The sequence below is a fragment of the Hyphomicrobium zavarzinii ATCC 27496 genome (assembly GCF_000383415.1).
GTDB lineage: Bacteria > Pseudomonadota > Alphaproteobacteria > Rhizobiales > Hyphomicrobiaceae > Hyphomicrobium_C > Hyphomicrobium_C zavarzinii.
Genome location: NZ_KB911255.1, coordinates 117,165 through 140,266 on the forward strand (window position 1 = coordinate 117,165; position 23,102 = coordinate 140,266).

Annotated in this window: 20 protein-coding genes and 2 pseudogenes; 11 read left to right on the forward strand and 11 right to left on the reverse strand. The window is 62.3% G+C overall.

What is annotated here, in order from left to right:
- Positions 1 to 8: 8 nt before the first annotated feature.
- A complete protein-coding gene (gene lptC, locus F812_RS22020; protein ID WP_083929017.1) occupies positions 9 to 2,075 on the reverse strand; it encodes an LPS export ABC transporter periplasmic protein LptC in 2,067 nt (688 codons plus the stop codon).
- A gap of 258 nt (positions 2,076 to 2,333) precedes the next feature.
- Complete coding sequence (locus F812_RS0100560; protein ID WP_020084005.1) at positions 2,334 to 2,954, reverse strand: ribonuclease D; 621 nt, start codon at positions 2,952 to 2,954, stop codon at positions 2,334 to 2,336.
- Between the two features lie 231 nt (positions 2,955 to 3,185).
- Here F812_RS0100560 and F812_RS25130 point away from each other — a divergent pair, with 231 nt between their 5' ends.
- From F812_RS25130 to F812_RS0100580, 4 genes are all read left to right on the forward strand, one after another.
- Positions 3,186 to 4,805: a DUF2793 domain-containing protein gene (locus F812_RS25130; RefSeq protein WP_020084006.1), complete on the forward strand. Its 1,620-nt coding sequence runs from the start codon at positions 3,186 to 3,188 to the stop codon at positions 4,803 to 4,805.
- A 9-nt stretch (positions 4,806 to 4,814) separates the two neighbouring features.
- Entirely contained in the window at positions 4,815 to 5,216 is a 402-nt protein-coding gene (locus F812_RS0100570; protein ID WP_020084007.1) for a hypothetical protein, read from the forward strand.
- A gap of 296 nt (positions 5,217 to 5,512) precedes the next feature.
- Positions 5,513 to 6,532 (forward strand): HAD family hydrolase, encoded by a 1,020-nt coding sequence (locus tag F812_RS0100575; protein ID WP_020084008.1) that lies wholly within the window; start codon positions 5,513 to 5,515, stop codon positions 6,530 to 6,532.
- A gap of 289 nt (positions 6,533 to 6,821) precedes the next feature.
- Entirely contained in the window at positions 6,822 to 7,517 is a 696-nt protein-coding gene (locus tag F812_RS0100580) for a 5-formyltetrahydrofolate cyclo-ligase (protein WP_020084009.1), read from the forward strand.
- Between the two features lie 63 nt (positions 7,518 to 7,580).
- Here F812_RS0100580 and F812_RS0100585 read toward each other — a convergent pair whose 3' ends face one another.
- Positions 7,581 to 8,399, reverse strand: coding sequence for a septal ring lytic transglycosylase RlpA family protein (locus F812_RS0100585; protein WP_245257594.1), 819 nt, complete (start codon positions 8,397 to 8,399; stop codon positions 7,581 to 7,583).
- A 410-nt stretch (positions 8,400 to 8,809) separates the two neighbouring features.
- On the opposite strand from F812_RS0100585, the gene F812_RS0100590 reads away from it, so the two are divergent.
- Complete coding sequence (locus F812_RS0100590; protein ID WP_020084011.1) at positions 8,810 to 10,150, forward strand: metal-dependent hydrolase family protein; 1,341 nt, start codon at positions 8,810 to 8,812, stop codon at positions 10,148 to 10,150.
- Positions 10,151 to 10,215: 65 nt separating this feature from the next.
- Here the strand turns inward: F812_RS0100590 and F812_RS0100595 are convergent, their stop codons facing one another.
- The 3 genes from F812_RS0100595 to F812_RS0100605 are packed head-to-tail and all read right to left on the reverse strand — an operon-like array spanning position 10,216 to position 13,458.
- The gene (locus F812_RS0100595; protein WP_020084012.1) at positions 10,216 to 10,911 is read right to left on the reverse strand and encodes an ABC transporter ATP-binding protein; all 696 of its coding nucleotides are present in this window, start codon (positions 10,909 to 10,911) and stop codon (positions 10,216 to 10,218) included.
- The gene (locus tag F812_RS0100600) at positions 10,904 to 12,133 is read right to left on the reverse strand and encodes an ABC transporter permease (protein WP_020084013.1); all 1,230 of its coding nucleotides are present in this window, start codon (positions 12,131 to 12,133) and stop codon (positions 10,904 to 10,906) included. The genes F812_RS0100595 and F812_RS0100600 overlap by 8 nt, the downstream gene beginning before the upstream one ends.
- Complete coding sequence (locus F812_RS0100605) at positions 12,130 to 13,458, reverse strand: efflux RND transporter periplasmic adaptor subunit (RefSeq protein ID WP_083929057.1); 1,329 nt, start codon at positions 13,456 to 13,458, stop codon at positions 12,130 to 12,132. Before F812_RS0100605 ends, F812_RS0100600 begins: the two co-directional genes overlap by 4 nt.
- A gap of 281 nt (positions 13,459 to 13,739) precedes the next feature.
- On the opposite strand from F812_RS0100605, the pseudogene F812_RS26280 reads away from it, so the two are divergent.
- Positions 13,740 to 13,883: pseudogene (locus F812_RS26280) on the forward strand (integrase core domain-containing protein); the annotation flags it as partial.
- 66 nt (positions 13,884 to 13,949) lie between these two features.
- Here F812_RS26280 and F812_RS25865 read toward each other — a convergent pair.
- Positions 13,950 to 14,168 (reverse strand): annotated as a pseudogene (locus F812_RS25865) (ribonucleotide-diphosphate reductase subunit beta); the annotation flags it as partial.
- A gap of 344 nt (positions 14,169 to 14,512) precedes the next feature.
- Here F812_RS25865 and F812_RS0100615 point away from each other — a divergent pair.
- On the forward strand, positions 14,513 to 14,914 hold the full coding sequence (locus tag F812_RS0100615) for a DUF2177 family protein (protein WP_156827157.1): 402 nt from the start codon (positions 14,513 to 14,515) through the stop codon (positions 14,912 to 14,914).
- Here F812_RS0100615 and F812_RS0100620 read toward each other — a convergent pair.
- The 4 genes from F812_RS0100620 to F812_RS0100635 are packed head-to-tail and all read right to left on the reverse strand — an operon-like array spanning position 14,911 to position 18,035.
- On the reverse strand, positions 14,911 to 15,948 hold the full coding sequence (locus F812_RS0100620) for an SAM-dependent methyltransferase (protein ID WP_020084017.1): 1,038 nt from the start codon (positions 15,946 to 15,948) through the stop codon (positions 14,911 to 14,913). The genes F812_RS0100615 and F812_RS0100620 overlap by 4 nt on opposite strands.
- Complete coding sequence (locus tag F812_RS0100625) at positions 15,945 to 16,775, reverse strand: DUF1295 domain-containing protein (RefSeq protein WP_020084018.1); 831 nt, start codon at positions 16,773 to 16,775, stop codon at positions 15,945 to 15,947. The genes F812_RS0100620 and F812_RS0100625 overlap by 4 nt, the downstream gene beginning before the upstream one ends.
- Before the next feature lie 7 nt (positions 16,776 to 16,782).
- A complete protein-coding gene (locus F812_RS0100630; protein ID WP_020084019.1) occupies positions 16,783 to 17,433 on the reverse strand; it encodes a ChrR family anti-sigma-E factor in 651 nt (216 codons plus the stop codon).
- On the reverse strand, positions 17,430 to 18,035 hold the full coding sequence (locus F812_RS0100635) for a sigma-70 family RNA polymerase sigma factor (RefSeq protein WP_020084020.1): 606 nt from the start codon (positions 18,033 to 18,035) through the stop codon (positions 17,430 to 17,432). Before F812_RS0100635 ends, F812_RS0100630 begins: the two co-directional genes overlap by 4 nt.
- Positions 18,036 to 18,221: 186 nt before the next feature.
- On the opposite strand from F812_RS0100635, the gene F812_RS0100640 reads away from it, so the two are divergent.
- From F812_RS0100640 to F812_RS0100660, 4 genes are all read left to right on the forward strand, one after another.
- Entirely contained in the window at positions 18,222 to 19,565 is a 1,344-nt protein-coding gene (locus F812_RS0100640) for an NAD(P)/FAD-dependent oxidoreductase (RefSeq protein ID WP_020084021.1), read from the forward strand.
- Entirely contained in the window at positions 19,562 to 20,362 is an 801-nt protein-coding gene (locus F812_RS0100645; RefSeq protein WP_020084022.1) for a DUF1365 domain-containing protein, read from the forward strand. The genes F812_RS0100640 and F812_RS0100645 overlap by 4 nt, the downstream gene beginning before the upstream one ends.
- Before the next feature lie 70 nt (positions 20,363 to 20,432).
- Positions 20,433 to 21,590 (forward strand): SAM-dependent methyltransferase, encoded by a 1,158-nt coding sequence (locus F812_RS0100650; protein WP_245257595.1) that lies wholly within the window; start codon positions 20,433 to 20,435, stop codon positions 21,588 to 21,590.
- A 660-nt stretch (positions 21,591 to 22,250) separates the two neighbouring features.
- Positions 22,251 to 23,102, forward strand: a complete 852-nt coding sequence (locus F812_RS0100660) for a L,D-transpeptidase (protein WP_020084025.1) — start codon at positions 22,251 to 22,253, stop codon at positions 23,100 to 23,102.

The window sequence follows — 23,102 nt, forward strand, 5'->3', positions numbered from 1 at the left end:
GGCAGATGTCAATTCGCCGGCGCGGTCGCGGAGTTGGGTTCCGCCGTCGCAGACCAGCCGTCGGTCGCCGCGCTTGGGGCTTTCGCCTTGCTCTTGGCGCCGCTGTCCTCGTCCTTCTTCAGCTCCTGCGGGAAGAACACGGCGCTGGCGCGGCCTTTCCCTTCGCCCGCGGGTTCTGCCGGTGTCTTCGTCACCCATCCGCCGCCCGAGGGGGCCGAGACGGTGTTCTGGGGCGCGGTGTCGATCTTGCTCTCGCCCGTCGTCATGTCGATCAGAAGGCGGGTGCCGCGTACCATGCTCTTGCCTTTCGACAGCACGACGTTGCCGCCCATCGTCACCTTGTTGGTCTTGGTGTCGAAATCGGCCCAGTCGCCGGTCGCCGTCTGGCCGTCCTTGGAGGTGACCTGAACGTCTTTCCGAGCCTCGATGCGGGTCAGCTCCGCACTCGATTTCTCGCCGTTGCCCGGGGTGGCGCCTGGGTTGGCGGCATCCATGAGACCGGCGGCGCCCTTGTAGTAGGCGGAGAGCTGCGCGCAGCGGATCTTGAACGTGTCCTGGGAGGCGTCCACGTCACCGCGGAAGACGGCGACCTTGCGCTGCTCGTTCACGTCGAGGCTGTCGGCGGTGATTTCGACGGGGGCGTTCGGATTGGTCTTGAAGGAGCCGAAAGCGCCTGCGCCATCCGCTTCTGCCTGATCGGATTTGGCCGGCTGCTTCTTGCGATTGGGCGTGTCGGGTCCGCGCAGAAGACGCGCGCTGATCCGTCCCGGTCCGTAGGAGGCTTCGGGAGGGGTGGTCAGCTCGGCCGTTCCCTGCGTGCGGTTGATGGCGAGGCGGCCGCCCCTCAGCTCGTTGCCGCCCTGGGTGACGACGACATCGCCGGTCAGCAGGATGGTTCCCGCCGTCTCGTTGATCTCGACGCGCTCGCTCGCGGCGCGCCGGTCGGTGCCGGAGGTCATGATCACCTCGCCGGTGAGAACGGCGGTTTCGGCCTGGGCATCGAAATCGGCGGTGTCGCTGGTGACGACGTCGCCGTTGGCGCGTTTCATCACCACGGGCTTCTTTGCCACGATACGGCGCACCTTACCGGACTGAGCTGCCGGGCCGGACTGAGACGGCGCGGCGCCGTCGGCGGCCTGCGGGCTCGGCGCCGTTGCGCCCATCATGCCCTCCCCCTCGTAGGAGACCTCGAGCTCGGGCGTGGTGATGTGCGAGTCGCCCTGGCGTGCGCGGACGCTTCCGGTGAACAGCGCGGTCTTGCTGCCGTCGTTGAGGTCGAGGCGGTTGGCGTCGATGTTGATCGGGCCGTTGGCAGGCGTGAACAGCGCGCTGTTGTTCGGATCCTTCGGGGGCGCGGCCTCGGCAGCCGGGTCTTTCTGTTTCTCGTCCGGCGGAGGCGTGAGCTCAACCAGGACGTCTCCGACGAAGGTGGCCTCGCGCGCTTTCTGGCGCAGCGTCATCTCCTTCGAGCGAACGGAGCCGCTCGGAAATTCCACCACCACCGGCTGGGGCGATTTCAGAAGATCCTCGTTGATAAGAATAGTCGCGCGCGTGAGCTTCGCCTTGAGGCCGCTTTGCGAGACGACGTTGATTTCGTCGAAGAGATCGAGCACGCGCTTGGTGTTGTTGAAGATGCCGCGGCTGGCGGCGATGTCGGTTCTTGTCTTGTCGGCCTGGTAGACCTCGCCCGTGATGCCGTTGAGCTTGATGACGTTCGGGGTCTTCAGATCCTGCTGGGCGGTCTTCGCCATGAAGACGTAGCTACCGCCGTCCTTGTTGTAGCCCTCGTAGCGCGGGTTCTTCATCGAGAGGTCTTCGGGGAGGATCTTGCGGACGGCGATCTCTGGCAAAGTCTCGCTGCCGACGAGCCCTGCGGTGCGCGCGATCGTCAGTCCGTAGATGCCGAGCAGGCCGATCGCAAGGATCGGACAGGCGAGGCGAAGCGTGCGAACGACAATGGTGCGGCGGCGTGCCTTGCGAAACTCGCGCGTGCGGTCGACCTCGGCCATGACGAGGCCATCGCCGGTGCGGCGGCCTGCCATCGGTGTCATGTTCTGGTCGGCAGTCATAACCATCGGGGTTTCCCGCGTTCGGACATCACGGACCTTGTCCGCGAGCAAACCGGCGGAGGGCTCCTATGCTCAAGTCCCTGGGTACACGCACACAGCCTATGGCGCGGCGGCTCAAGGCGGGCAGTGTTGCACGTGCGAAGGCTGGCGGACAATCGCGTGAAATTGGGGTGAGATTGGGACTGTAAAAGCGGCCAGCCCCCTGAAATCCTCAGATGTTTCCTTCTTTCAGATGCAACGCCTCCGCCGAGGCGGTACCCCCGCTCAGTGGGAAAAAATGTCCATCTCGCCGTAGCCTGCCAGATCGAGCTTGGCTTGTGTGGGCAGGAACTCGAAGGCGGCTTTGGCAAAATGGGTGCGGCCCTCGCGCTCCAGCATGGCGTCCAGTTTCGCCTTGAGGGCGTGCAGATGCAAAACGTCGGCGGCCGCATAGGCCAGCTGCTGCTGGCTGAGCGTTGCGGACGCCCAGTCCGAGCTCTGCTGCTGCTTGGAAAGCTCGATGCCCAGGAGCTCGGAGGTGATGTCCTTCAGGCCGTGACGGTCTGTGTAGGTGCGAACGAGCTTGGAGACGATCTTGGTGCAGTAGACGGGAGACACGGTGACGCCGAGGTACTTCTCGATGACGGCCAGATCGAAGCGCGCGAAGTGAAAAATCTTGGTCACCGAAGGGTCGGTGAGGAGGGCCTTGAGACGCGGGGCGTCGTAGCCGCCGGGATCGAGCTGCACGAGATGGGCGGTGCCGTCGCCGGCGGAGAGCTGGATGAGGCAGAGCCGGTCGCGCTGGGGGTTGAGGCCCTGCGTTTCCGTGTCGATGGCGACGCTGCCCTTGAACGTGACGTTGGCGGGAAGATCGCCTGTGTGGAGCGTGATGGTGGGGGCTGACATGGCTCGGGCCTCGGGGGTCGGAATGGCGGCACACCCACGAATACTCAACCCATTGAAATTTATCGTGGATTTTGCCCGGATCTGTTGCCGGGTGTAGCGGTTCTGCCGGTCAATTGCAAGGGAATGGCGCGCTTCATCCGCTAAATCCCCGTGCGGACGCAGTTATCCTCGCCGATGCGCGCGCCGCCATAGTGTCGATCCAACGCCCTCGCCGATGAGTTTTTGCGACCCATGGATCAGACCTCGAATCTCAAGCTGCCCTACATTCTCGCTGCGCAGTCGCAGAAGCATGTGACGCACAACGAGGCTTTGCGCGCGCTGGATGCGCTCGTGCAGCTGTCGGTGATGGACAAGGATCTCGCTGCGCCTCCGGGCTCGCCTGCGGAGGGAGCCCGCTACATCGTCGCGGGGGCTCCGACGGGGGCCTGGGTCGGTCATGCGACTCACATCGCGGCTTACCAGGATGGCGCGTGGGCCTTCCATGTTCCGCTCGAGGGCTGGCGGGCCTGGGTGGCGGACGAGGATACGGTCTACGCGTTCAACGGCACGACCTGGGTGGCGAGCGGCGGAGGCGTGAACCCGGTGCCGCTCGTGGGCGTGAACGCGACCGCGGATACAACCAATCGCCTTTCGGTCGCATCGCCCGCGTCTCTCTTCAATCACGAGGGGGCGGGCCACCAACTCAAGATCAACAAGGCCGCGGCTGCCAATACGGGAAGCGTGCTGTTCCAGACGGGGTTCTCGGGACGGGCGGAGTTCGGTCTCACGGGCGACGACGACTTTCATGTGAAGGTCAGTGCCGACGGGAGCGCCTGGCAAGAAGCCATCGTCATCAGCAGGAGCACGGGCGGCGTTGCGTTCAAGTCCGGTCAGGTGGATGTGGCGTCGGCGGCGACGTGCGACGTCGGGGCGGCGGGCTCTCAGCGCGTGCGCATCACCGGCTCGACGACGATCACGAGCCTCGGCACGGTTCCGAACGTGCTCCGCTGCGTTCTGTTCGCAGGGGCGTTGACCCTCACGCACAATGCGGTGTCGCTCATCCTCCCCGGTTCCGACAACATTCTCACGGAAGCGGGTGATACGGCCGTGCTCGCCTCCGACGCATCCGGCAACTGGACCTGCCATAGCTACACGCGCAGGCGGCAGGCTCCGCGCGCGAATCTGATCTCGAACTTCGCCATCAATCTCTATGCGGATAGCGGCCGCTTCGGCGGAAACTCGGCGGCATCGGAAACCATCGGAGCCTTTTCGTTCCCGTCCTATCTCTCCGTCTACAATGGCTCGGTTGCCGCCGATGCCGGGAAGTTCATCACCAACAACAACGATTATGGCGGTGCGGCAGGAGCGCTGAGCGCGAACATCAAGGCGCTGATCGACAAGATCCGGGGGGCTTCCTATCGCCGCTACGGCGTGGAGTTTCGCGTCGCGCAGATCACGATGGGATCCGGCACCGCGTCGTCGCCTCAGACGCTCGCGAGCACGAACTATTATCTCTCTCTGTTCCCGTCGTTCGGTCCCCGTCCGCCGGCCGCGACCTTTCATATGTACCTGCTCGCGCTCGATGCCCCGGTGCTGTGGCGGGTCGTCGACAATCAACGATCGTACAAGGATGGCGTTCTGCAGTCGGCGGGCAACTATCTCGTGAGCCCTGCCGATGGCTGGGTTTCGCTCTGCAATCAGGACAGCCAGCCTCCCTATCTCACGACCGGCTATCAGCCGTCGGCGATGAACATTTACGCAGCGCTGTCGGGGCACCGCTATCTCATTGCGTGCCCGGCGCTCATGGGCGGCTTGACCGATGTGGACACGAACATCGGAGTCATTCCGGGTGTCAATCGTTGGCTGGTGTAGGAGGCCCGAATGCAGAGACTGTGGGACGTGGACTTCGGCGGCGGCGCGAGCAACCTTTACACGGAGGAGCAGTATCTGGGTCTCGCGGCTGCGGGCCTGCTCGAAGGCGTTTCAGCGCAGGCGGTCGTCACGGCGGATACGGTGCGGGCCGAAGCTCAGCGTCGGATCATCGCGCTCACGGGCGGAGGCGACCTGCAATCCTGCATCATCAAGCAGCTCAACGCGCAGATGCGTGCGACAGAGCTCGTGAACAAGCGGGCGCTGGGTGACGTGCTGAGCTCAGAGGAGCTTGCGGAGGCCGCCGCGCTGCAGGCGCTGGCGGATGGGATCAAGAGAATACGCGCGCGCTCGAATGAGCTCGAAGCCGATCCGCCCTCCGACTACGCCGACGACAGCCACTGGTCGCCGTGACGGGCCAATAGCGGAGAGTTGGCTAAGCGTGTTAGATAAGGGCTTCGAGCGGAGACGCGAAGGCCTGTCATACTGAAGTTTCTCGACGATGCGCCTGTGCCGGTTTGGCTGTTTTTCTTGATTTATTTCGCGGGCTCACGGGATCAGCGCTGGCTGCCGTCAGAAGCTTCTCGGCCGATCAAGTTCTGACGGCGTTCGAAGCGGCTCCAAGGGTTCGGACTGATTGCCCGCTTACGCCGGCGGGCCGCGCGTCAGGCCCGTGAGGCCCGAGGGTCCGCTCGCCTATGGAGACGACTATGCGCGCTGGTCTTGCCGTTTTCGCGCCGCGTGTCCTGCTCTTGGCGCTGATCGCGTTCGCCGCCGGCCCGGCTTCCCTCCGGGCCGAGGACCCTCTATCGGATTTGCTGCCCTCCTGGAACGACGGCAAGTCGAAGACGGCGATCGTCGATTTCGTCGACCGCGTGACCCAGGAAGGCGGGCCGGATTTCGTGGCGCCAGCCGAGCGCATCGCCGTGTTCGACAACGACGGGACGCTGTGGGCGGAGCAGCCTGTATATTTCCAGCTCGCTTTCGCGCTGGATCGGATTGCTGCGCTGGCGAGCGAGAATCCTGAATGGAAGCAGAAGCAGCCGTTCAAGAGCGTGCTCGAGGGTGACATCAAGGGCGTCGCGGCGTCCGGGGAGCACGGGCTGCTCGAGATCATGGCGGCCACGCATGCCGGGCTCACGACAGAGAAGTTCGGCGACATCGTCGACGGCTGGCTCGAGAGCGCCGAGCATCCGCGCTTGAAGCGTCCCTACACGTCGCTCGCTTACCAGCCGATGCTGGAGCTTCTTTCCTATCTGCGCGCTCGCGGCTTCAAGACCTTCATCGTCTCCGGCGGCGGAGTGGAGTTCATGCGCCGCTTCGCCGAAAGGGTTTACGGGATACCGCCCGAGCAGGTGGTGGGCTCGTCGGGCGTCGTGAAATTCGATATCGGTCCGGATGGCATCGCGCGGCTGACGAAGGAGCCGAAGATCGAGTTCGTCGACGACGGTCCTGGCAAGCCGGTCGGCATCAACCGCTACATTGGGCGCCGCCCGATCCTCGCCTTCGGCAACTCGGACGGCGATCTGCAGATGCTGCAGTACACGGCAGCGGGACACGGTGCGCGGTTCATGGGGGTCGTCCATCATACCGATGCGGATCGGGAGTGGGCCTATGACCGCGCGTCCCATGTCGGGAAGCTCGACAAAGCGCTTGATGAGGCGACGGCGAAGGGCTGGACGGTCGTCGATATGAAGAGCGATTGGAAGACGGTGTTCCCGGACAAGTGAGACTGGGTTTCCTGACCGCCGCGCATGGCCGGCACGAATGGCGAAGTCTCGAAAATGCTCTCCAGGCTGCCGCTCGCGGGCGCAGTGCCAGAGCGCCGTGTTGAGGAACTGGCCGTAATAGCGGACTCCCAGAAAAAGAGTGCGCCTTCAGGCGACGCGCGCTGAAGTTCGGGTGCGCTCGCCTCTCAGCTCCCTTGTGTCACGCAGGGCTTGCGTTCCGAATTTATATCGTAATACGATATTTATTTCGAGGTGGCGCCGTGCGCGACAGGCGCGTGGAGGGTTTGAGATGATCAACCAGCAGTATGACGAAGATGCCAGCGAGCACGGCCTGTTCGCCTCCCCGCCCTGCCTCATGCACGATATCGATCCCGCGAGCGGCATGATCATGCCGGATGCCGCACAGGCCAGGGATGTCGCCCGATGGCGCAAGGGGGAACGAGAACGTCTCATTGCCGCCCGGCTCGCCCTCTCCCCGCGCGATCGAGAGCTCCATTCCGAGCGCGTCGCCCGTGATCTCGATGCACTCGTACCACGTGCGCGGCACCTGATCGTAAGTCTCTATTGGCCGTTCCGCGGTGAGCCCGATCTCAGGCCGTGGATGGAGAGGGCGTACGCGGCGGGCCTGCGCCCGGCCTTGCCGGAAGTGGCGGGAAAAGGGAAACCTCTACTGTTTCGCGCGTGGGCACCCGGCGCGCGGCTCGAACGGGGCGTCTGGAACATCCCCTATCCGGCCGACGGCGATCTGGTTGCTCCCGCTGTGATCATTGCGCCGCTCGTCGGCTTCGATCGCGCCTGTTACCGGCTGGGCTACGGCGGCGGATTTTTCGACCGCACGCTTTTCAATCTCAGGCCGCGACCGCTCGTCATCGGTGTGGGGCACGAGAGCGGTGCAGTTGCCACCATCTATCCTCAGCCGCATGACATTCCGATGGACTGGATCGTGACCGGGAACTCCGCTCCGCAGCGGCGGCATTTTCCATAGATTACAAACGGAAGGCGAAGGGCGATGTTTAACTTGGGGACTGACTGCTTCGGGGCCGGCTGATTATTTGCCGGCGTCCGGCAGCGAGCCGGTGTCGAGCAGATACTGCTGCAGGCCCGACGCGAAGTTCAGCGCCGCGCGAGCCGATGCAGGAGCCTGCTCGGGCCTGAAGCTCTCCCGGCTTACGAGGCGCGGGCCCTGCACAAGCCGGACGCCCCGGCTCACCGGCCGCGGGGGTGAGCGCAACATCATGAGCTCGCGGGCGAGCGACGGGGAGACAGCAAGTCTCGGCTTCGGCACCAGGGCGGCAATGTCGTCTGCCGCGTCCGCGGGCTGCTGCTCGCCATCCTCACGAACGTCGAGGCGCTCTTGCGCGGCCTCGATAGCCTTGTCGAAGGTCTCGTACTTGCCGAGATGGCCCGGAACGCTCGGGTAGACGCGCCGGCGCACGTAGCTCGCCTCGGCCTCGGTGGGAGATTGCAGAACGCTGATGACGAGTGCCGCCACTCCCTGACTGCGGAAGCCGAGCTTTTCCGCGGCCGCGCGCGAGACGTCGAGCTTGCGCTTTCCACTGTAGGGGCCTGCGTTGGTGATGCGCAGCACGGAGGCGTCGCCGGTCTTGGGATTGTAGGCGAGGATGACGGTGCCGTCCGGCAGCAGCGGGCTTGCGGCGTTGTCGGGAAGATCGGGGCGAAACACGGCGCCCGAGCTCGTCAGTCCGCACGGGTTCAAGCGGTCGAGCCGGCAGCTATCGTAGTAGGAAGCAAGCAGGTAGCCGCGCCATCCGACGAGTGTGTCGGTTTGCGCAAGCGTGCCTACGCGGTGACATAGGCCGTGGAAGCAATAGCGCGAGCCGGGAGACTTGGCATCGGCGGTGGTCACGGCGGCAGTTCCGCCGGTCAGGGCCGCGGCGACAGCTATCCAGGCCGGCAGCGTAAGCCGCCGATGCGTGGCAAAACCCGAGGCTGCTCTACGCAGCGGATGCATTTCCCGTGGCATGTGACGCGGGCCCGCTCGCTAAGACGAGTTTCTGACTTGCGAGACAACCGTGGCGAATGTTTGAGCAGCCTCGCTCACACACAGTAAACGCGCGCTTAACGGCCTCGCGCCAAGGCCTTCGTACATGGCCTCAAGTGTGCGGATTGCTGGCCAATTCCGGTGACGACCCCTGCTCAGCCATCCTGGCGGCGCGCCGGGGTGTCACTGCGGTAGGCTGATTGCCGACTTTCCGCTAGACTGGCAGCACACTGGACGAGTTGAGCGCAACGGGGGGCTGCCGATCGGAGGTACCGATGCTTCGCCGGACTACTCTCCTTGCCGCCCTTTTTTGTCTCACGCCCGCTGCCTACGCTGCCGAGCCGCCGGCCCTCACGCTCTTCGAGAACGTTCGTGTTTTTGACGGTAAGAGCGAGCGCCTCGAAGAGGGCATGAATGTCCTTGTTCGCGGCAACACGATCGAAAAGATCTCGAAGGACCCTCTTTCGACCGATGGCACTCCATCTGTTCAGGTCATTGCGGGTGGCGGGCGGACGCTCATGCCAGGTCTCATAGACGCGCATTGGCATGCGATGCTGGTCCGGCCAACGCCGGCCGCGTTGCTCACGGACGATGTCGGCTACCTGAACCTGGTCGCAGGCGCCGAGGCTAGGGATACCCTGATGCGCGGGTTCACCACGGTTCGCGATGTGGGCGGGCCCTCGTTCGGGCTCAAGCGCGCGATCGATGAAGGCATTGTCGCCGGGCCCCGCATCTTTCCATCTGGCGCCATCATCTCGGTCACGAGCGGTCACGGCGATTTCCGCCAAGCCAACGAGCTGCCCCGCGTCGTCGGTGCCCCTCAGTCACGCCAGGAGCAGACCGGGGCTTCCATGATCGCCGACAGCCCGGACGAAGTCCGCGTGCGTGTGCGCGAGCAGCTTCTGAAAGGCGCGTCACAAATCAAACTCACGGCGGGCGGTGGCGTCGCGTCACCCAACAGCCCGCTCGACGTCTCCACGTTCACGGAGGCCGAGCTACGTGCGGCGGTGGAGGCAGCCGAGAACTGGGGCACCTATGTCACGGTGCACGCCTACACGCCCGTCGCGATCCAGCGCGCGATCAGCGCCGGGGTGAAGTGCATCGAGCATGGCCACCTCATGGACGAGGCGACGGCGAAGCTGATCGCGGAGCGAGGCATCTGGCTCAGTACGCAAGCATTTCCGGATGAGATGGCGGATGCCTTTCCTCCGGGGTCTCAGGAGCGAGCCAAGGCATTCACGGTGTTTGCCGGCACGGACACGTCCATCACGCTGGCCAAAAAGTACAAGCTCAAGACGGCGTTCGGCACCGACATCCTGTTTTCAAAAAGGCTCGCGCAGCGCCAGGGCGAATTGCTCGTCAAGTTCACGCGCTGGTATACGCCGGCCGAAACGCTCGCCATGGCGACCGGGACCAACGGCGAGCTGCTGGCCTTGTCGGGCAAACGCAATCCCTACCCGGGCAAGCTCGGCGTCGTAGAGGAAGGTGCGCTCGCCGATCTTCTCCTGGTCGACGGCGATCCCGTTTCCAACATCGAGCTCCTTCAGGACCCGGCGAAGAACCTTCTCGTCATCATGAAGGACGGAAAGATCTACAAGAACAGCCTAGCTCCTTGAATGCGGTTGTTCGCCCTTGCTTCTGTATTGATCTGGCTTCGGGGCGTCCTGCGGACAAATCGCTCTCAGAGTTTTGAAATCCGCCCGTCGACAAGCTCGATGATACGGTCACAGCGCCGTGCCAAATCCAAGTTGTGCGTGACGATCAGGAATGCGGTACCTTCCCTTCGATTGACCACCCGCATCATCTCAAACACTTGATCGGCTGATTTGGTGTCGAGATTTCCAGTCGGCTCGTCGGCGAGGATGAGAGCCGGGTTCATCGCGAGAGCGCGCGCGATAGCGACACGCTGCTGCTGCCCTCCGGACATGTTGTTGGCGAGGTTGTTTTCCCAGGGCGTCAGGCCAACCTCGTGCAAGAGGGCCCGGGCGCGTTCACGGATCTTCTCGCTGGGGAATTCGTTCTCGACGAGCAGCGGCATCATCACGTTCTCGAGGGCCGTGAATGCGCTGATGAGATAGTGGTACTGAAACACGAAACCGAGACTGCGACCGCGGAGCCTGGTAATGGCCGCATCGTCGAGCGTGCTCGTTTCGCTTCCCTCGATAAAGAGGCGGCCCGATGTCGGGCGATCCAAGAGGCCGATGATGTTCAGAAGCGTACTTTTTCCCGACCCTGACGGACCCATGAGTGCGACGAACTCCCGGCGGCGGAGCACGAGGTCTATGTCGCGCAGCACCTCTACCTCGACAGGCGTTCCGACGTTGTAAGATTTGCAAACGCCTACGAGGCGCAAGACTTCCTGACTTTCCTCATCCACGGATCGCGACCACAGGATCAAGCTTTGCGGCCCCGAAGGCGGGGAACGCCGCTGCGGCCACTCCAGTCACGGCCGCTATCAAAATTGCTTCCACGAACAGCATGGGGTCGATGACTAGCGGAAACAGCTCGGTGCCGTCCGGTTGCCGCAAATAGCTGTGCCAGAAAACTATGGCGCATCCGCCTGTCGATGCTCCGACAATCGCACCGGCAAGGGCGAGAAGGCCGCCCTGCAGCAGAAAAATCCGGAGAATCTGACCCTGGGCTGTACCCATCGCACGCAGGATCCCGATATCCTTCGACCGCTGGATGACCGAGACGACGAGGACGCTGGCAATGCCGAAGGCAACCGACAAGCCGACGAATATCCGGATTACCGTGTTCGACAATGTCTGCGCGTTGACCGCGGTGAAGAACTGGGAATTAGTCTTGATCCAGCTGTCCGCCTCCACTCCGGTGGCCGCACCTATGGTATTGGCAATTTTGTCGGCCGCGTAGACATCCTTCACGGTCAGGTCGATTGTCGTAACGCCGCCGACAAGATTCGATAGGGTCTGGGCCGTTCTCAAGGCAACGAACGTCGAGCGCTGATTGGCGGCCTTGTTGCCAAGATCGAAAATGCCGGTAATCGTCAGAACGCGAGAGGCGCCGGTGGCCGCCGAGACGATCATCTTGTCGCCGAGCTTCACGCCAAGGTCGCGGGCAAGCTCGGTGCCGATCAAAATGTCGTCAGTCAGGACACGCGTCTGCCCCGCTACGATGTAGTCGGGGATCTTCACGATCCTGAAATAGATATCAGGGTCGATCCCGGTGACTGTAATCGACCGGTTTGAATCACCCCGGACGGCGAGTGCGGAGGTCACCATCGTTGGCGACACATTGGTGATATCGGGCCACGTCTTCAGCAACGCGGCGATCTTTTGCCACTGCTCGATGGAGCGAATCCGCTGCGCGGGGCGCTGGACCGTTGCGGCTACGGCCAGCCCTGGTCGATCAAAGCGCTGCGGCCGGGCGATCTCGTCGGGCGGAATAAGCTGGATATGCGGCTGAGATGTCAGCACGCGTTTGATGAAATTGGCTTGCAGGCTGGCCAGCAAGGCCGACATGAAAACAATGACGGCTACGCCAATCGCCACCGCGGTGATGATGAAAAGCGTCTGCGTTCGACCCTCCTTGAGAAAGCGGATCGCAGCAATCCATTCGAAGGGCAGCCATCTATTCATGTGGAAGGAGCCGCGATCTTTGCCCTCACTCGGCGCCCATCATAGTCCGATGGGACAGTCGTGGGGACGATCAGGTCATTCACGCTCAGACCGTCGAGGATCTCTGCCTTGCCGTCGCTGACGATACCAACCTTCACCCTTTGCCGCTTAACCCGTCCCCCGTCGATCTTTAAAACAAACGGCTCGATGTCAACGTTCCGCAAGCAGGCCGCAGGAATGATCAATGTGTTGGGATGCTCTGCAACAGCTATATCTACGGAGATCGTCATGTCCTCCCGCAGGTAGCTTGGCGGGTTTTTCACTCCGAGCTTAACCTCGACCGCTGCTGTCTGCAGATTGACCCCCGGATTGATGTAGACCACCTCGGCTGGGAATGACTGCTTGGGATAGGCATCGGCGGAGGCGATTGCCTTTTGGCCGAGTGCGAGGAGGCCGAGATTTCTCTCGTCTATCTGAACGACGAGCTGAGTATCGCCGAAAGGCGCTAGCTTCATGAGGACATTGGAGGGCTCGACGACATTGCCCTTTTCGACGGAGCGGGAAATCAGGGTGCCGTCGCGGGGCGCAGAAATGACGGTGTAGCTGAGGCGCGACCGGGCTGAAGCCAGATTGGCCGTGGATTGGTTGAGGAGCATCTCGGACATCGTGTAGTCGCTTCCCCCAGGGCGATTGGTGGCGACTTGAAATTCGGCATTGCGGGCCTGGGCCTTCGCGACATCGAGAGATTTCGTCGCGTCATCCAGGGCCGCTTGTGTCCCAAAGCCGTCTTTGGCGAGGGCTTGCGCCCGATCAAAGGACTGCTGTGCGTTGACGAGGTTTGCCTGCGCCTGCTTCAGAGCCTCCTCAGCTTGCGGCAGCGATAACTCGCGCAGCTGTCTCATGCGCGCATCGGCTGCCGACACGACATTCTCGGCCTGACTAACCGCGGCGCGCGCGTCCCGGTCGTCGAGCTCGATCAGTGTATCGCCCGCCTTGACCGTCTGGCCCTCCGAAACGGGAACATTGGCGACGACGCCGGTGATCTGGCTTCCAATATTGATCCGGAAGGGCGCTTCGACGTGGCCGCTCGCGACGACCGTCTGGACGAAATTAGCCCTGACGACGGGCCGCGTCTCGATCAGGGGGCCAAACAGCAAGAATGGGACCGCGTAGATGCCGGCGCCAAGAGCGGCGATTGCAGATGCCACTCGCCAGCGATGTGACCATACGCCTCGCAAAATACGCAGAGCAACGTGGGGGTGCGGTGGAGACGCTTTTGAAGGCTCCTGGTCGGTCCTAAAGTGCCGGCTCTTGCCGGGCGCCTCGATTTCCAGCCTCTGGTTCATGGCCAGCCGGTCCTGCATCGCTGCGAAACGCCCCGCTCAATGTTTCAATTAGCAATCGGCTCGGAGCGCTCTATTGACGTCGATCAAGGAGTGCCGCCGATGGACTGCATCCGAGCAGTGTGTCGGCAGCCTAACGTCCGACGCATAATGTCTTTTGTTGGGATCGGGATAGGCCGCAACGGCACGTTCGAATTGCTCCACAGAAACGCCGTGCCGAAGTTGGATCAGGGCCGCGTGTTCGGTGCGGAGCGACATCAGAATATCGGTTCCGGTCTTCGCACGGCAAGCCGCAGCAGAACGCGTTTGTCGAGAGTTTCAACGGTCGGCTTCGCGACACGCTCTTGAACGAGACGTTGTTCTCCACGCTCGACGAAGCGAGAGCGCTGCTGGCGGCATGGCGCGACGATTACAATCGTGTCTCACCCTCTGACTGGATGAGAAAAGGGCAAAAAGAAGGAATGGCGGCGAGTGATGCCGCCAATCCACTTCCTTTACTCCCAGCTCAGTGCGCCACCGTTCTGGTACTCGATGACGCGGGTCTCGAAGAAGTTCTTCTCCTTCTTGGGATCCATGACCTCGCTCATCCATGGGAACGGGTTTTCTGTATCCGCGAACACTGGCGCGAGGCCGAGCTGGCCGCAACGCCGGTTTACGATGAAGCGCATATACTGCTCGCAGAGCTTGGCATTAAGACCGAGAAGCCCTGTCGGCCATCGACGTCATCAATCAGATCAAGGCCGAAAAACCCCATCTCGCTGCGCGCGAGGGCGCGTGTGTCCGGTGACATACCATAAACTCATATTGCTCATTGCGTTGGCGTGACCTCTCGTGGCGCTCGGCGTCGGCAGGGTGACGATGGATGACGGTCCCAAGAACGGAAGCTGGTTCGCCGCGATCGGGGACGCCGCAGCCATCGCCCATCACGTCAGCTTTCTCGGCTTAGCCGTATCGAACTCCGGCACGGTCCATCGGCCACATCGAGGACGACTGTGCTGGCACGTGATCCAAACCAAGTGGCGGGGCGTTGTTGTGAAAACGACAAATGAGGTCCGCCGTGAACTATGCGCTCGCGTATGTCGCCTCTCTTCTTCTGTTTGCCGCTGTCGACATCACTTGGCTCATGACGATGGGCGCGCGTCTTTACAAGCAGACATTGGGCGACATTCTCCTTCCAACCGTCAATATTGCGCCGGCCATTGCCTTCTACGCTATTTATCCGGTCGCTCTCGTCTATTTCGCGATCATGCCGGCCCTGAAGTCGGGCTCGGTAGCACTCGCCCTCTTTAATGGCGCGCTGTTCGGATTTGTCGCCTATGCGACCTATGAGCTGACCAACTTCGCTACACTGCGCAATTGGACGCTCCAGATCACGGTAATAGATATCGTCTATGGGGCGGTTGCCTCTGGCCTGGTCTCCGCGGTTGTGGCCGCGGCACTTATGGCGTGGCGAGGCTAGCGGCGTGCAAGTGCCGGCTTGAGGCGGTAGTGGCTGACGCCCCATTCGCGGCCGCTGTCGAACCCGAACAAGCCAGACGTTGCCAGGAAGAAGTAGCGCCACCGGCGCTGCCAGATGTCCTGCTCTGTGCCGTAAGTCTGATGCAGGATCTGTGCGGCGGCATCGCGCCCCCCGTCCAGGTTCTTGAGCCAGTCTTCAGCCGTGCGCGCATAATGCGTTCCGGCCCAGTACCACTCTTCCTCCACATCGAATAGGTCTGGGAAGCTGCGGATGAGTGTGCGGCTCGGCATGCAACCGCCCGTGAAAAAGTGCTGTGCGATCCAATCGTCCTTCTCGGCGTGATCGAAGCGATACGGCGTGCTGCGGTGGGTAAACACATGCATGAACATGCGCCCGTCAGCCGCAAGCCAGTTCCGGCAACGTCTCAAGAGTTCGCGCCAGTTGGCCATGTGCTCGAACATCTCGATCGACACGACGCGGTCGAACTTTCGCTCGGTATCAAAATGGTTCATGTCGGCGGTGACGAGCTCGATATTGTCCAGACCTTCGTCACGCGCCTTGCCCTCGATGAAGGCACGCTGTGAATGCGAGTTGGAGACCGCCAGGATGCGCGCGCGCGGATAGGTCCGCGCCATCCAGAGGCTGAGGGAGCCCCATCCGCACCCGAGCTCCAGAATAGTCTGGCCGTCGCTCAGACCAGCGTGCTCGGCCGTCAAAGCGAGCGCGCGCTCCTCGGCTTGGGCGAGCGTCGTGTCTGATGCTTCGTAATAGCAGCAGGAGTATTTCCGTTGGGGGCCGAGCACGAGCTCGAAAAAGGAAGCAGGCACCTCGTAATGCTGTTCGTTCGCAGCATCCGTGTGTACCGCGATCGGGAGCAGCTCAAGCTCTCTGGCAAAGCTCTCGGTTGCGGTTTGCCCGGCCAGCGCAAGCTGGCGGCTCGTCCGACCGACAAGGGCCCCAATTCCGAGCCGGACGATGGCGTCAGGAATCGGGACGCGTTCTGCGAGATCGTATGCGCTTTTCCAGAGCGTCATTGAGATGCGTCTCCGTAAGTCGTCCGCTGCGGTAACGGAAAAAACGCGCTTGTGCGCGCCTGATAGCGGCGATAGGCGTCACCGCGCGAGCGGAGCATGTGCTCCTCGAGCGGGGGAACGCCGGAGACATGTCTGAGAAGCCAATACATGCAGATAGGCCCAGCGATGGCGACCCAGCCCAGCGGGTAGCCGCCCGTGATGTCGATGGCGATCAGCGGGTAGGCAATCCAACCCAGCCACTCGAAAAAATAGTTCGGATGGCGCGACCATCGCCACAAGCCCGCGTCGCACACTTTGCCGCGATTGGCAGGAGACGCGCGAAATCGGCGCAACTGATGATCGGCTAAGGCGGCTCCCGCGATTGCCATTAGAAACACGGCTACCCCGAGCCAATCCTGTGGGCGCAACTCTGCGGCTGGGTTGTGCGCAGCTAGGAGCATGGACGCTGCCAGCGGTATCGTTACAAGCGCCTGTTTCTGCAGCAGCCAGAACATCTGCCGGCTCGCGTCCGCACCCCAGCCCCTGATGAGTTCTGCGTACCTTGGATCGTCGGTGATGCGGAGAGACCGGTTCGCAATATGAACGCCGAGCCTCAGCGCCCAAAGCGAAACCATCGTGGCGACGAGAACCTGCCGCGAACCGGCTTCGCTGAAGCCATTCGGAGCGAATGCTGCGATGACGCCCACCAACCCAAGGCCGAAGGTCCAGATCGTATCCACCCAGCCCGAGTTTCCGCTTTTCTGCTGGACGATCCAAGCGCCAGCCATGATGGCCGATAAGGCAACCGACTGAAGCAGAACCGCGATGAGGACTGTCGAAATGGACATCGGTTCGTCACATCCGAACGAACGGCTGCATGATACGTCCCAACGGCCCCAGAAGCCTCAACTGCCCTTCCATCGCGACAAGACAGATACACTCCTCGCCCGGTTCGACGACCGGCTGGTGATCGACCGTTCCGTCCGCTTCTTCGAAGTCGCCGGCGCCGAACCTGCCACCCTCGTGCGCGTACGCGCCTTGCAGGATGAGCGTGAGTTCGGTCCCCGTATGCGTGTGATTAGGCAGGCTCGTACCCGGCGCCGCTTTCAGCATGAACACGCGCGCGCCGCGGTCGGCTGGCACCGAGACCGACCGCCAGTGCACACCAGGACCAATCCAGCGCCACGGACCGAGTTCATAGCTCGAAAGAGCGTTGAGGCCGAATGAGACGCCTTTTGCATTCTGCGCCGCTGGCCGACGCTCCTGGCCAGCCGCATTGGCGTCGATACGCGCGAGCGCGGTTTGCAGGGCATCGCTCCGAAGGGGCGCTGGCTGCGCTGCCTCCAGAATGGATCCCGCAATGTGATCGGAAGCCGCGACTAAGGCTGCACAGGACGCACAAAGCTCGACATGCGCGGCAACGAGCACATGCCTGCCTTCGTCCAGGCTGCCGCGGATGTATGCCGCGAGGGTCTCGTCGGAGGGATGGCGATGTGTGGTTTTCATTGTTCGTCCAACAATTCGCGTAGCCTCTGCATCGCGAGCCGTATGCGCGATTTCACGGTACCAAGCGGAATGCTCAACTCTTTGGCGATTTCTGAGTGAGGCTTCTCTTCAAAAAACGAGAGTGTGATCACGCGGAGCTGTTCGGGGCTGAGTGCTGCGATTGCAGTCCGTACGCGTGCTTCCATATACCGGTCCGAAACGATCGCGTCCGGCTGCGGGACGTCATCGTCCTGCACCGGCAGGTCGGCTATCGCGGCAGCGGATCGGTGGTCGCGGCGCAGTTCGTCGACATAGAGATTTTTCGCAATCCGATAGATCCATCCTGACGCGCTCGCTCCGGCCGGATCGAACAAGCCCGCCTTCCTCCAGACAGCAAGCATGGCGTCTTGCGTGATCTCTTCGGCCCGTCCAGACGACGCGCCGATACGCATGAGGAGCGTCTTGAGGCGAGGCGCAAAATATTCGAAGAGCTGCGCAAAGGCGGCCCGGTCCCCGGTCTGGGCGATCGCCACAATCAACGCCGCGTGGTCAGCCGGCACAAACGCCCCTTTCTCCTGGCTAGATGTCACCACCGGCCTCGCCTTTTTGACGCCCCAAACCATGGGTGTCGCCCCGGGCCGCTCGCGCGTTCGCGCTCGCGTTCGAGGTCGCCGCGGACCGATATGTCTTGCCTGAGACCACATGCGCAAAACAACGCTCGGGATCGTAACCTGGATCACCGGGCGCTTGTGATCCAACCCCCGCCGCCATTCGTTGGGTTTCTAGATTGTGGTACCGTGCGAGCATAAATGGACGTCTCATCAGCACCAGCTCTCCGGATCGCCGTCGTGGGATCTGGTGTTTCCGGGCTTTCCGCTGCGTGGTTGCTCAGCGCTCGCCATGACGTGACGCTTTTTGAGCAAACGGACCGGCTGGGAGGCCACGCCAACACGGTCGTCGTGGACGGACCCCAAGGGCAGATCGAGGTTGATACGGGCTTTATCGTCTACAATCATCAGACCTATCCAAATCTCGTAGCGCTATTTGACTGCCTCGGTATCGACTCCTACGAAACAGAAATGTCGTTCTCCGTCTCCCGGGATGCTGGGAGGCTCGAATACGCTGGAACGAGCGTTGCGGCGCTGTTCGCCCAGCCCGCAAATATCGTCCGGCCGGGGTTCTGGGCCATGCTGCTCGAGCTGCGCAGGTTCTACGCGAACGCCCCGCGCGACTTGCCGGAACTCGCCGTCCGGCCGCTCAGCCTGGGAGAATACCTCGATCTGCGAAAGTATGGAGCGCAGTTTCGCAACGACCACCTTTTGCCTATGGCGGCAGCAATCTGGTCGGCACCACCCGCTACGATGCTCGACTATCCCGCGGCGTCGTTTATTCGCTTCTACGAAAACCATGGTCTTCTGAAACTTCACGCGCGGCCAGCATGGCATACGGTCGTTGGGGGGAGCAAGGTATACGTCCAGAAACTGGCGCAGCGGCTCGGCGGGAATATCCGGAGCGGAAACAAGGTTGTGGGGGTGGCGCGGGACGCACGCGGCGCCGTTGTGCGCACGGCGGACGGACGAGCAGAGCGCTTCGACCATGTTGTCGTCGCCACTCACGCCGACGAAGCCCTCGCCCTGCTGGGCGATGCTACGGACAAAGAGCGCCGGCTTCTGGGCGCCTTCCGCTATTCGAACAACCGCGCGTTCCTCCACACCGACTCTCGCTTAATGCCCCGGCGCCGGGGCGTCTGGTCGAGCTGGAACTACGTTGAAAGCGGCGACGGCGCCTACGTGACGTACTGGATGAACCGTCTGCAACGCATACCGGCCGCTCCGCCGTTGTTCGTAACGCTTAACCCATCTCGCCCGCCGGAGCAGGCCTCGGTAGTGACAGTCGCTGAATATGCGCACCCAATCTTCGACGGGAAGGCGGTCGAGGCTCAGAAGCATCTTTGGTCACTGCAGGGCGAGCGAAACACGTGGTTCTGCGGGGCATATTTCGGGTCGGGCTTCCACGAGGACGGGCTCCAGGCCGGGCTTGCCGTCGCTGAGGATCTTGGTGGCGTTAAGCGGCCGTGGAGCGTGGAAAACGACTCCGGCCGGATCGTGCGCGGTTCACGTGTCACGCCCCTCGTACGTGAGGCCGTGTCATGAGCTTCAGATCATCCATCTACAGCGGATGGGTCATGCACAGCCGCCGTATGCCGCGCGTGCACGCCTTCCGCTATCGCGTCTGGTGGATGCTCTTTGATCTCGACGAACTCGAGGGTGTCGATGGCGCGTTGCGCCTGTTCTCCCACAACCGGTTCAACGTTTTCTCGCTGTACGACAGCGACTACGGGCACGGCAAAGGAAGTCTTCGCCGGTACGTAGAAGAGCGACTGAGCGAAGCCGGCTTATCGCATGCCGGGGCGCGCATCGAGCTTCTCACGATGCCGCGCCTATGCGGCTACGCGTTCAACCCGCTGAGCATCTATTTTTGCCATGACCATTCGGGCGGCGTCGCGGCGGTGATCTACGAGGTTCACAACACGTTCGGCGAACGTCATTCCTACCTTATCGAGGCATCAGCCGATCCTTCGGGTACGCTGCACCAGACCAGTTCGAAAGCGTTCTACGTCTCCCCGTTTCTCGACGATGAGCTGACCTACAAGTTTCGATTGCGCGCTCCGGACACGCGGATCGTCGTGACGATAACGGGGCTTGATGGCGGGTCCAAACCTGTAATCCACACGGCCATGCATGGGACGCGGATGCCGCTCACGAGCGCGGAACTGCTGCGCCGATGTCTTTCCCATCCCCTGCTGACGTTCAAAGTCATAGGCGCGATCCACTGGGAAGCTCTCAGAATTTTCTCCAAAGGAATTCGCATCCGGCCACGCACTCCCGTGGACGGTCATGGTGCAACAATTGGGAGCCACACAAGGTACGCGCAGGGGGACAATGGCTGACCAAGCGACGGTAAAGGCTCTGCCGAATAAGGCGTCTGACGCACGGTTGAGCACGGTCTGGGAATGGTTTATGCGCCGGATCGTCGGCCCCTTCCCAACGGGCTCGTTGAGTATCGATCTGCCGTCGGCACGGCGCATCGAGCTCTCAGGTGACCGGCCTGGACACAATGCGCATATCGCGGTGCATAGCTGGCGGGCACTTCCCCGCCTTGCGTTCGGAGGCGATGTTGGGTTTGCCGAGGCATTGGGAGACGGCGACTGTAGCAGTCACGACTTGAGCACGTTGCTGCTTTGGGGCATCGACAACACGGACCCCGGGCGCTCCGTTGGAGACTCGCATGTCGCGTGGCGCATGTTCTCCCGTCTTCGCCACGCGTCGCGTGCCAATACACGCTCGAACAGCCGCCGCAACATCGCGGCTCACTACGACCTCGGAAATGCATTCTATGAGGCATGGCTCGACGACGATCTGAACTACTCGTCCGGGATTTACGACGCCCCGGAAACCACGATCGAAGCAGCGCAGAAGGCCAAACTCAGGCGTGTTGCCGAGCTGCTTGACCTCAGGAGCGGCGAAAGCGTTCTGGAAATTGGATGCGGTTGGGGCGCACTCGCGCAGCTGCTCGTTTCGGAGCATCGCTGCCATGTAACCGGCCTGACGCTCTCCACACAGCAATTGAGCTATGCTCGCAGGCGCTTGAGCGCATTCGACGGTCGCGCCGACATACGCCTCCAAGACTACCGCGATGTGACCGGGACGTTCGACCGGATCGTCAGCATCGAAATGCTGGAAGCGGTGGGAGAAGCGTTCTGGCCGGCCTATTTTTCCAAGATTGCCTCGTGCCTTTCTCCGGGCGGCACGGCGGTGATCCAGGCTATCACAATTGATGAAGCGCGATTTGACGGCTACCGGCGTCAGCCGGATTTCATTCAGCTGGCCATCTTCCCCGGTGGCATGTTGCCGACCAAGACCATCATCGCTTCGCAAGCCGAGCGTGCCGGACTTTCTGTCGTGCGATCCGAGCATTTCGGACCGAGCTATGCGCGCACGCTAGCCGACTGGCGCATCCGCTTCGATCGAGCCTGGCCAGCGATCCAAGCCCTGGGCTTTGATGAGCGGTTCCGGAGGCTCTGGGATTACTACCTCGTCTATTGCGAGGTCGGCTTCGAGGCAGGATGGCTGGATGTCGGACTGTACCAGATCCGGCATGCCGCGCGATCGAGTTAATCCACGCCCATTCCTCCACGCCCGTCAATTCAGGAGCCGCCATGCAATTTTCTCAGAAGGAGTTTGACCTGGAAACTCGGAGGGTTCTCAATTCTGCACTCGAGACTGCGCGGGTCAGGCTCAAGCTAGCCCGCAGCGCCAAGCAGGAATTGCAGAGCTTGGCGGACATTATAGCCGCTCATGCCAAGCTAGGCCTTTTCGACGCCGAAGGATTGGCGAGACAGGCCGTACGAGGCTTTCGTGGGGAACACGACAAGTCGTCAGCCGCTTCGCAGAATTGTGAAGCGCCGTAGCTCTAGGCGGGCGCGTCACGGAAGCCCACGATGTTAAGCCTGAATACCTTGGGGCGAGATCTGGACTGGTTTGGTCTCGGACCCTTACCGATCCTGTTCGCTGTGGAGCCAATGCGCTGGTTCAAAGTCAGCTCACTTCAGCTTGGTGATGGGCAGTATTGAAGTCAGCTTTCTCGGCACTGCAGAAGTTTTTCGCGGTACTTCAGCAACGAATCGTCCACTCAGGGTTACCAGCAGACGGCTCTGCGATGGGGCCGGACTGCAACAGTTGACCCCTGCGCGCACCTGCTGGAACGTGATCGGACTTGTCCGGGGGCAGCGAGGTGCCCTATCAGGGCTGAAGCGATCAACCGGTTGCGGAGCGCTTATGGAATTGCGCGCAACGTGCTTGGCTTTGGCGGCCTACGTCGCTCTGCTTGCGGGGCCGGCGGAGGCGCAGTTCGTCAGCGACTCTGTCGCTGAACATGATGCGCAAATGCGGGAAGCGGAGCGCATTGAGCGCGAAGCGCGCCGTGCAGCCTACGAGCCCGTTATCTATCCCAAGCATATGGACGGCGGAGAACGGCCTGACATCGCGCCTGCCGCGCCGCCGGTTGTCTATTTCGACCGCAGCGAAGAGCCCGGCTCGATCATAATCGATACGCAATCGCGCAAGCTGTATTTCGTGCTGCCCAACAAGCAAGCCTACGAGTATCCCATCTCGGTCGGCCGCGAGGGCTTCACCTGGACCGGCACACAGCGCATCAGCCGGATCGCATCCTGGCCATCGTGGACCCCGCCGCCTGAAATGCACGAGCGTGTGCCGGGCCTGCCACTTACGGTCTCGGGCGGGCTCAAGAACCCGCAAGGCGCGCGCGCGCTCTATCTCGGCAATACCGTGTACCGTATCCATGGCACCAACAACGATCGCACGGTCGGGCGCGCGAATTCGTCGGGCTGCTTCCGCCTGACGAACGAGCACGTCGTGCACTTGGCCTCGATTGCGAAGGTCGGCACGAAGGTGAGCGTGCTGCAAGCTTATACCGGTGGCGTGAGCGAGACCATGCCGTTGTCTTCGCTGTTCGACTTCGGCCTTTTCAGCTCCCCTCCCGCAAAGCCCAAGGCGAAAAAGCCGGCGGCGACCAAGAAGAAGCCAGCGGTTACCACGACCGCGGCGACGCCTACGGCAACCCAGCCCGCCGCAGCGGGCGCGGCCGCCGCTCCCGCAGCGAAGAAGTGA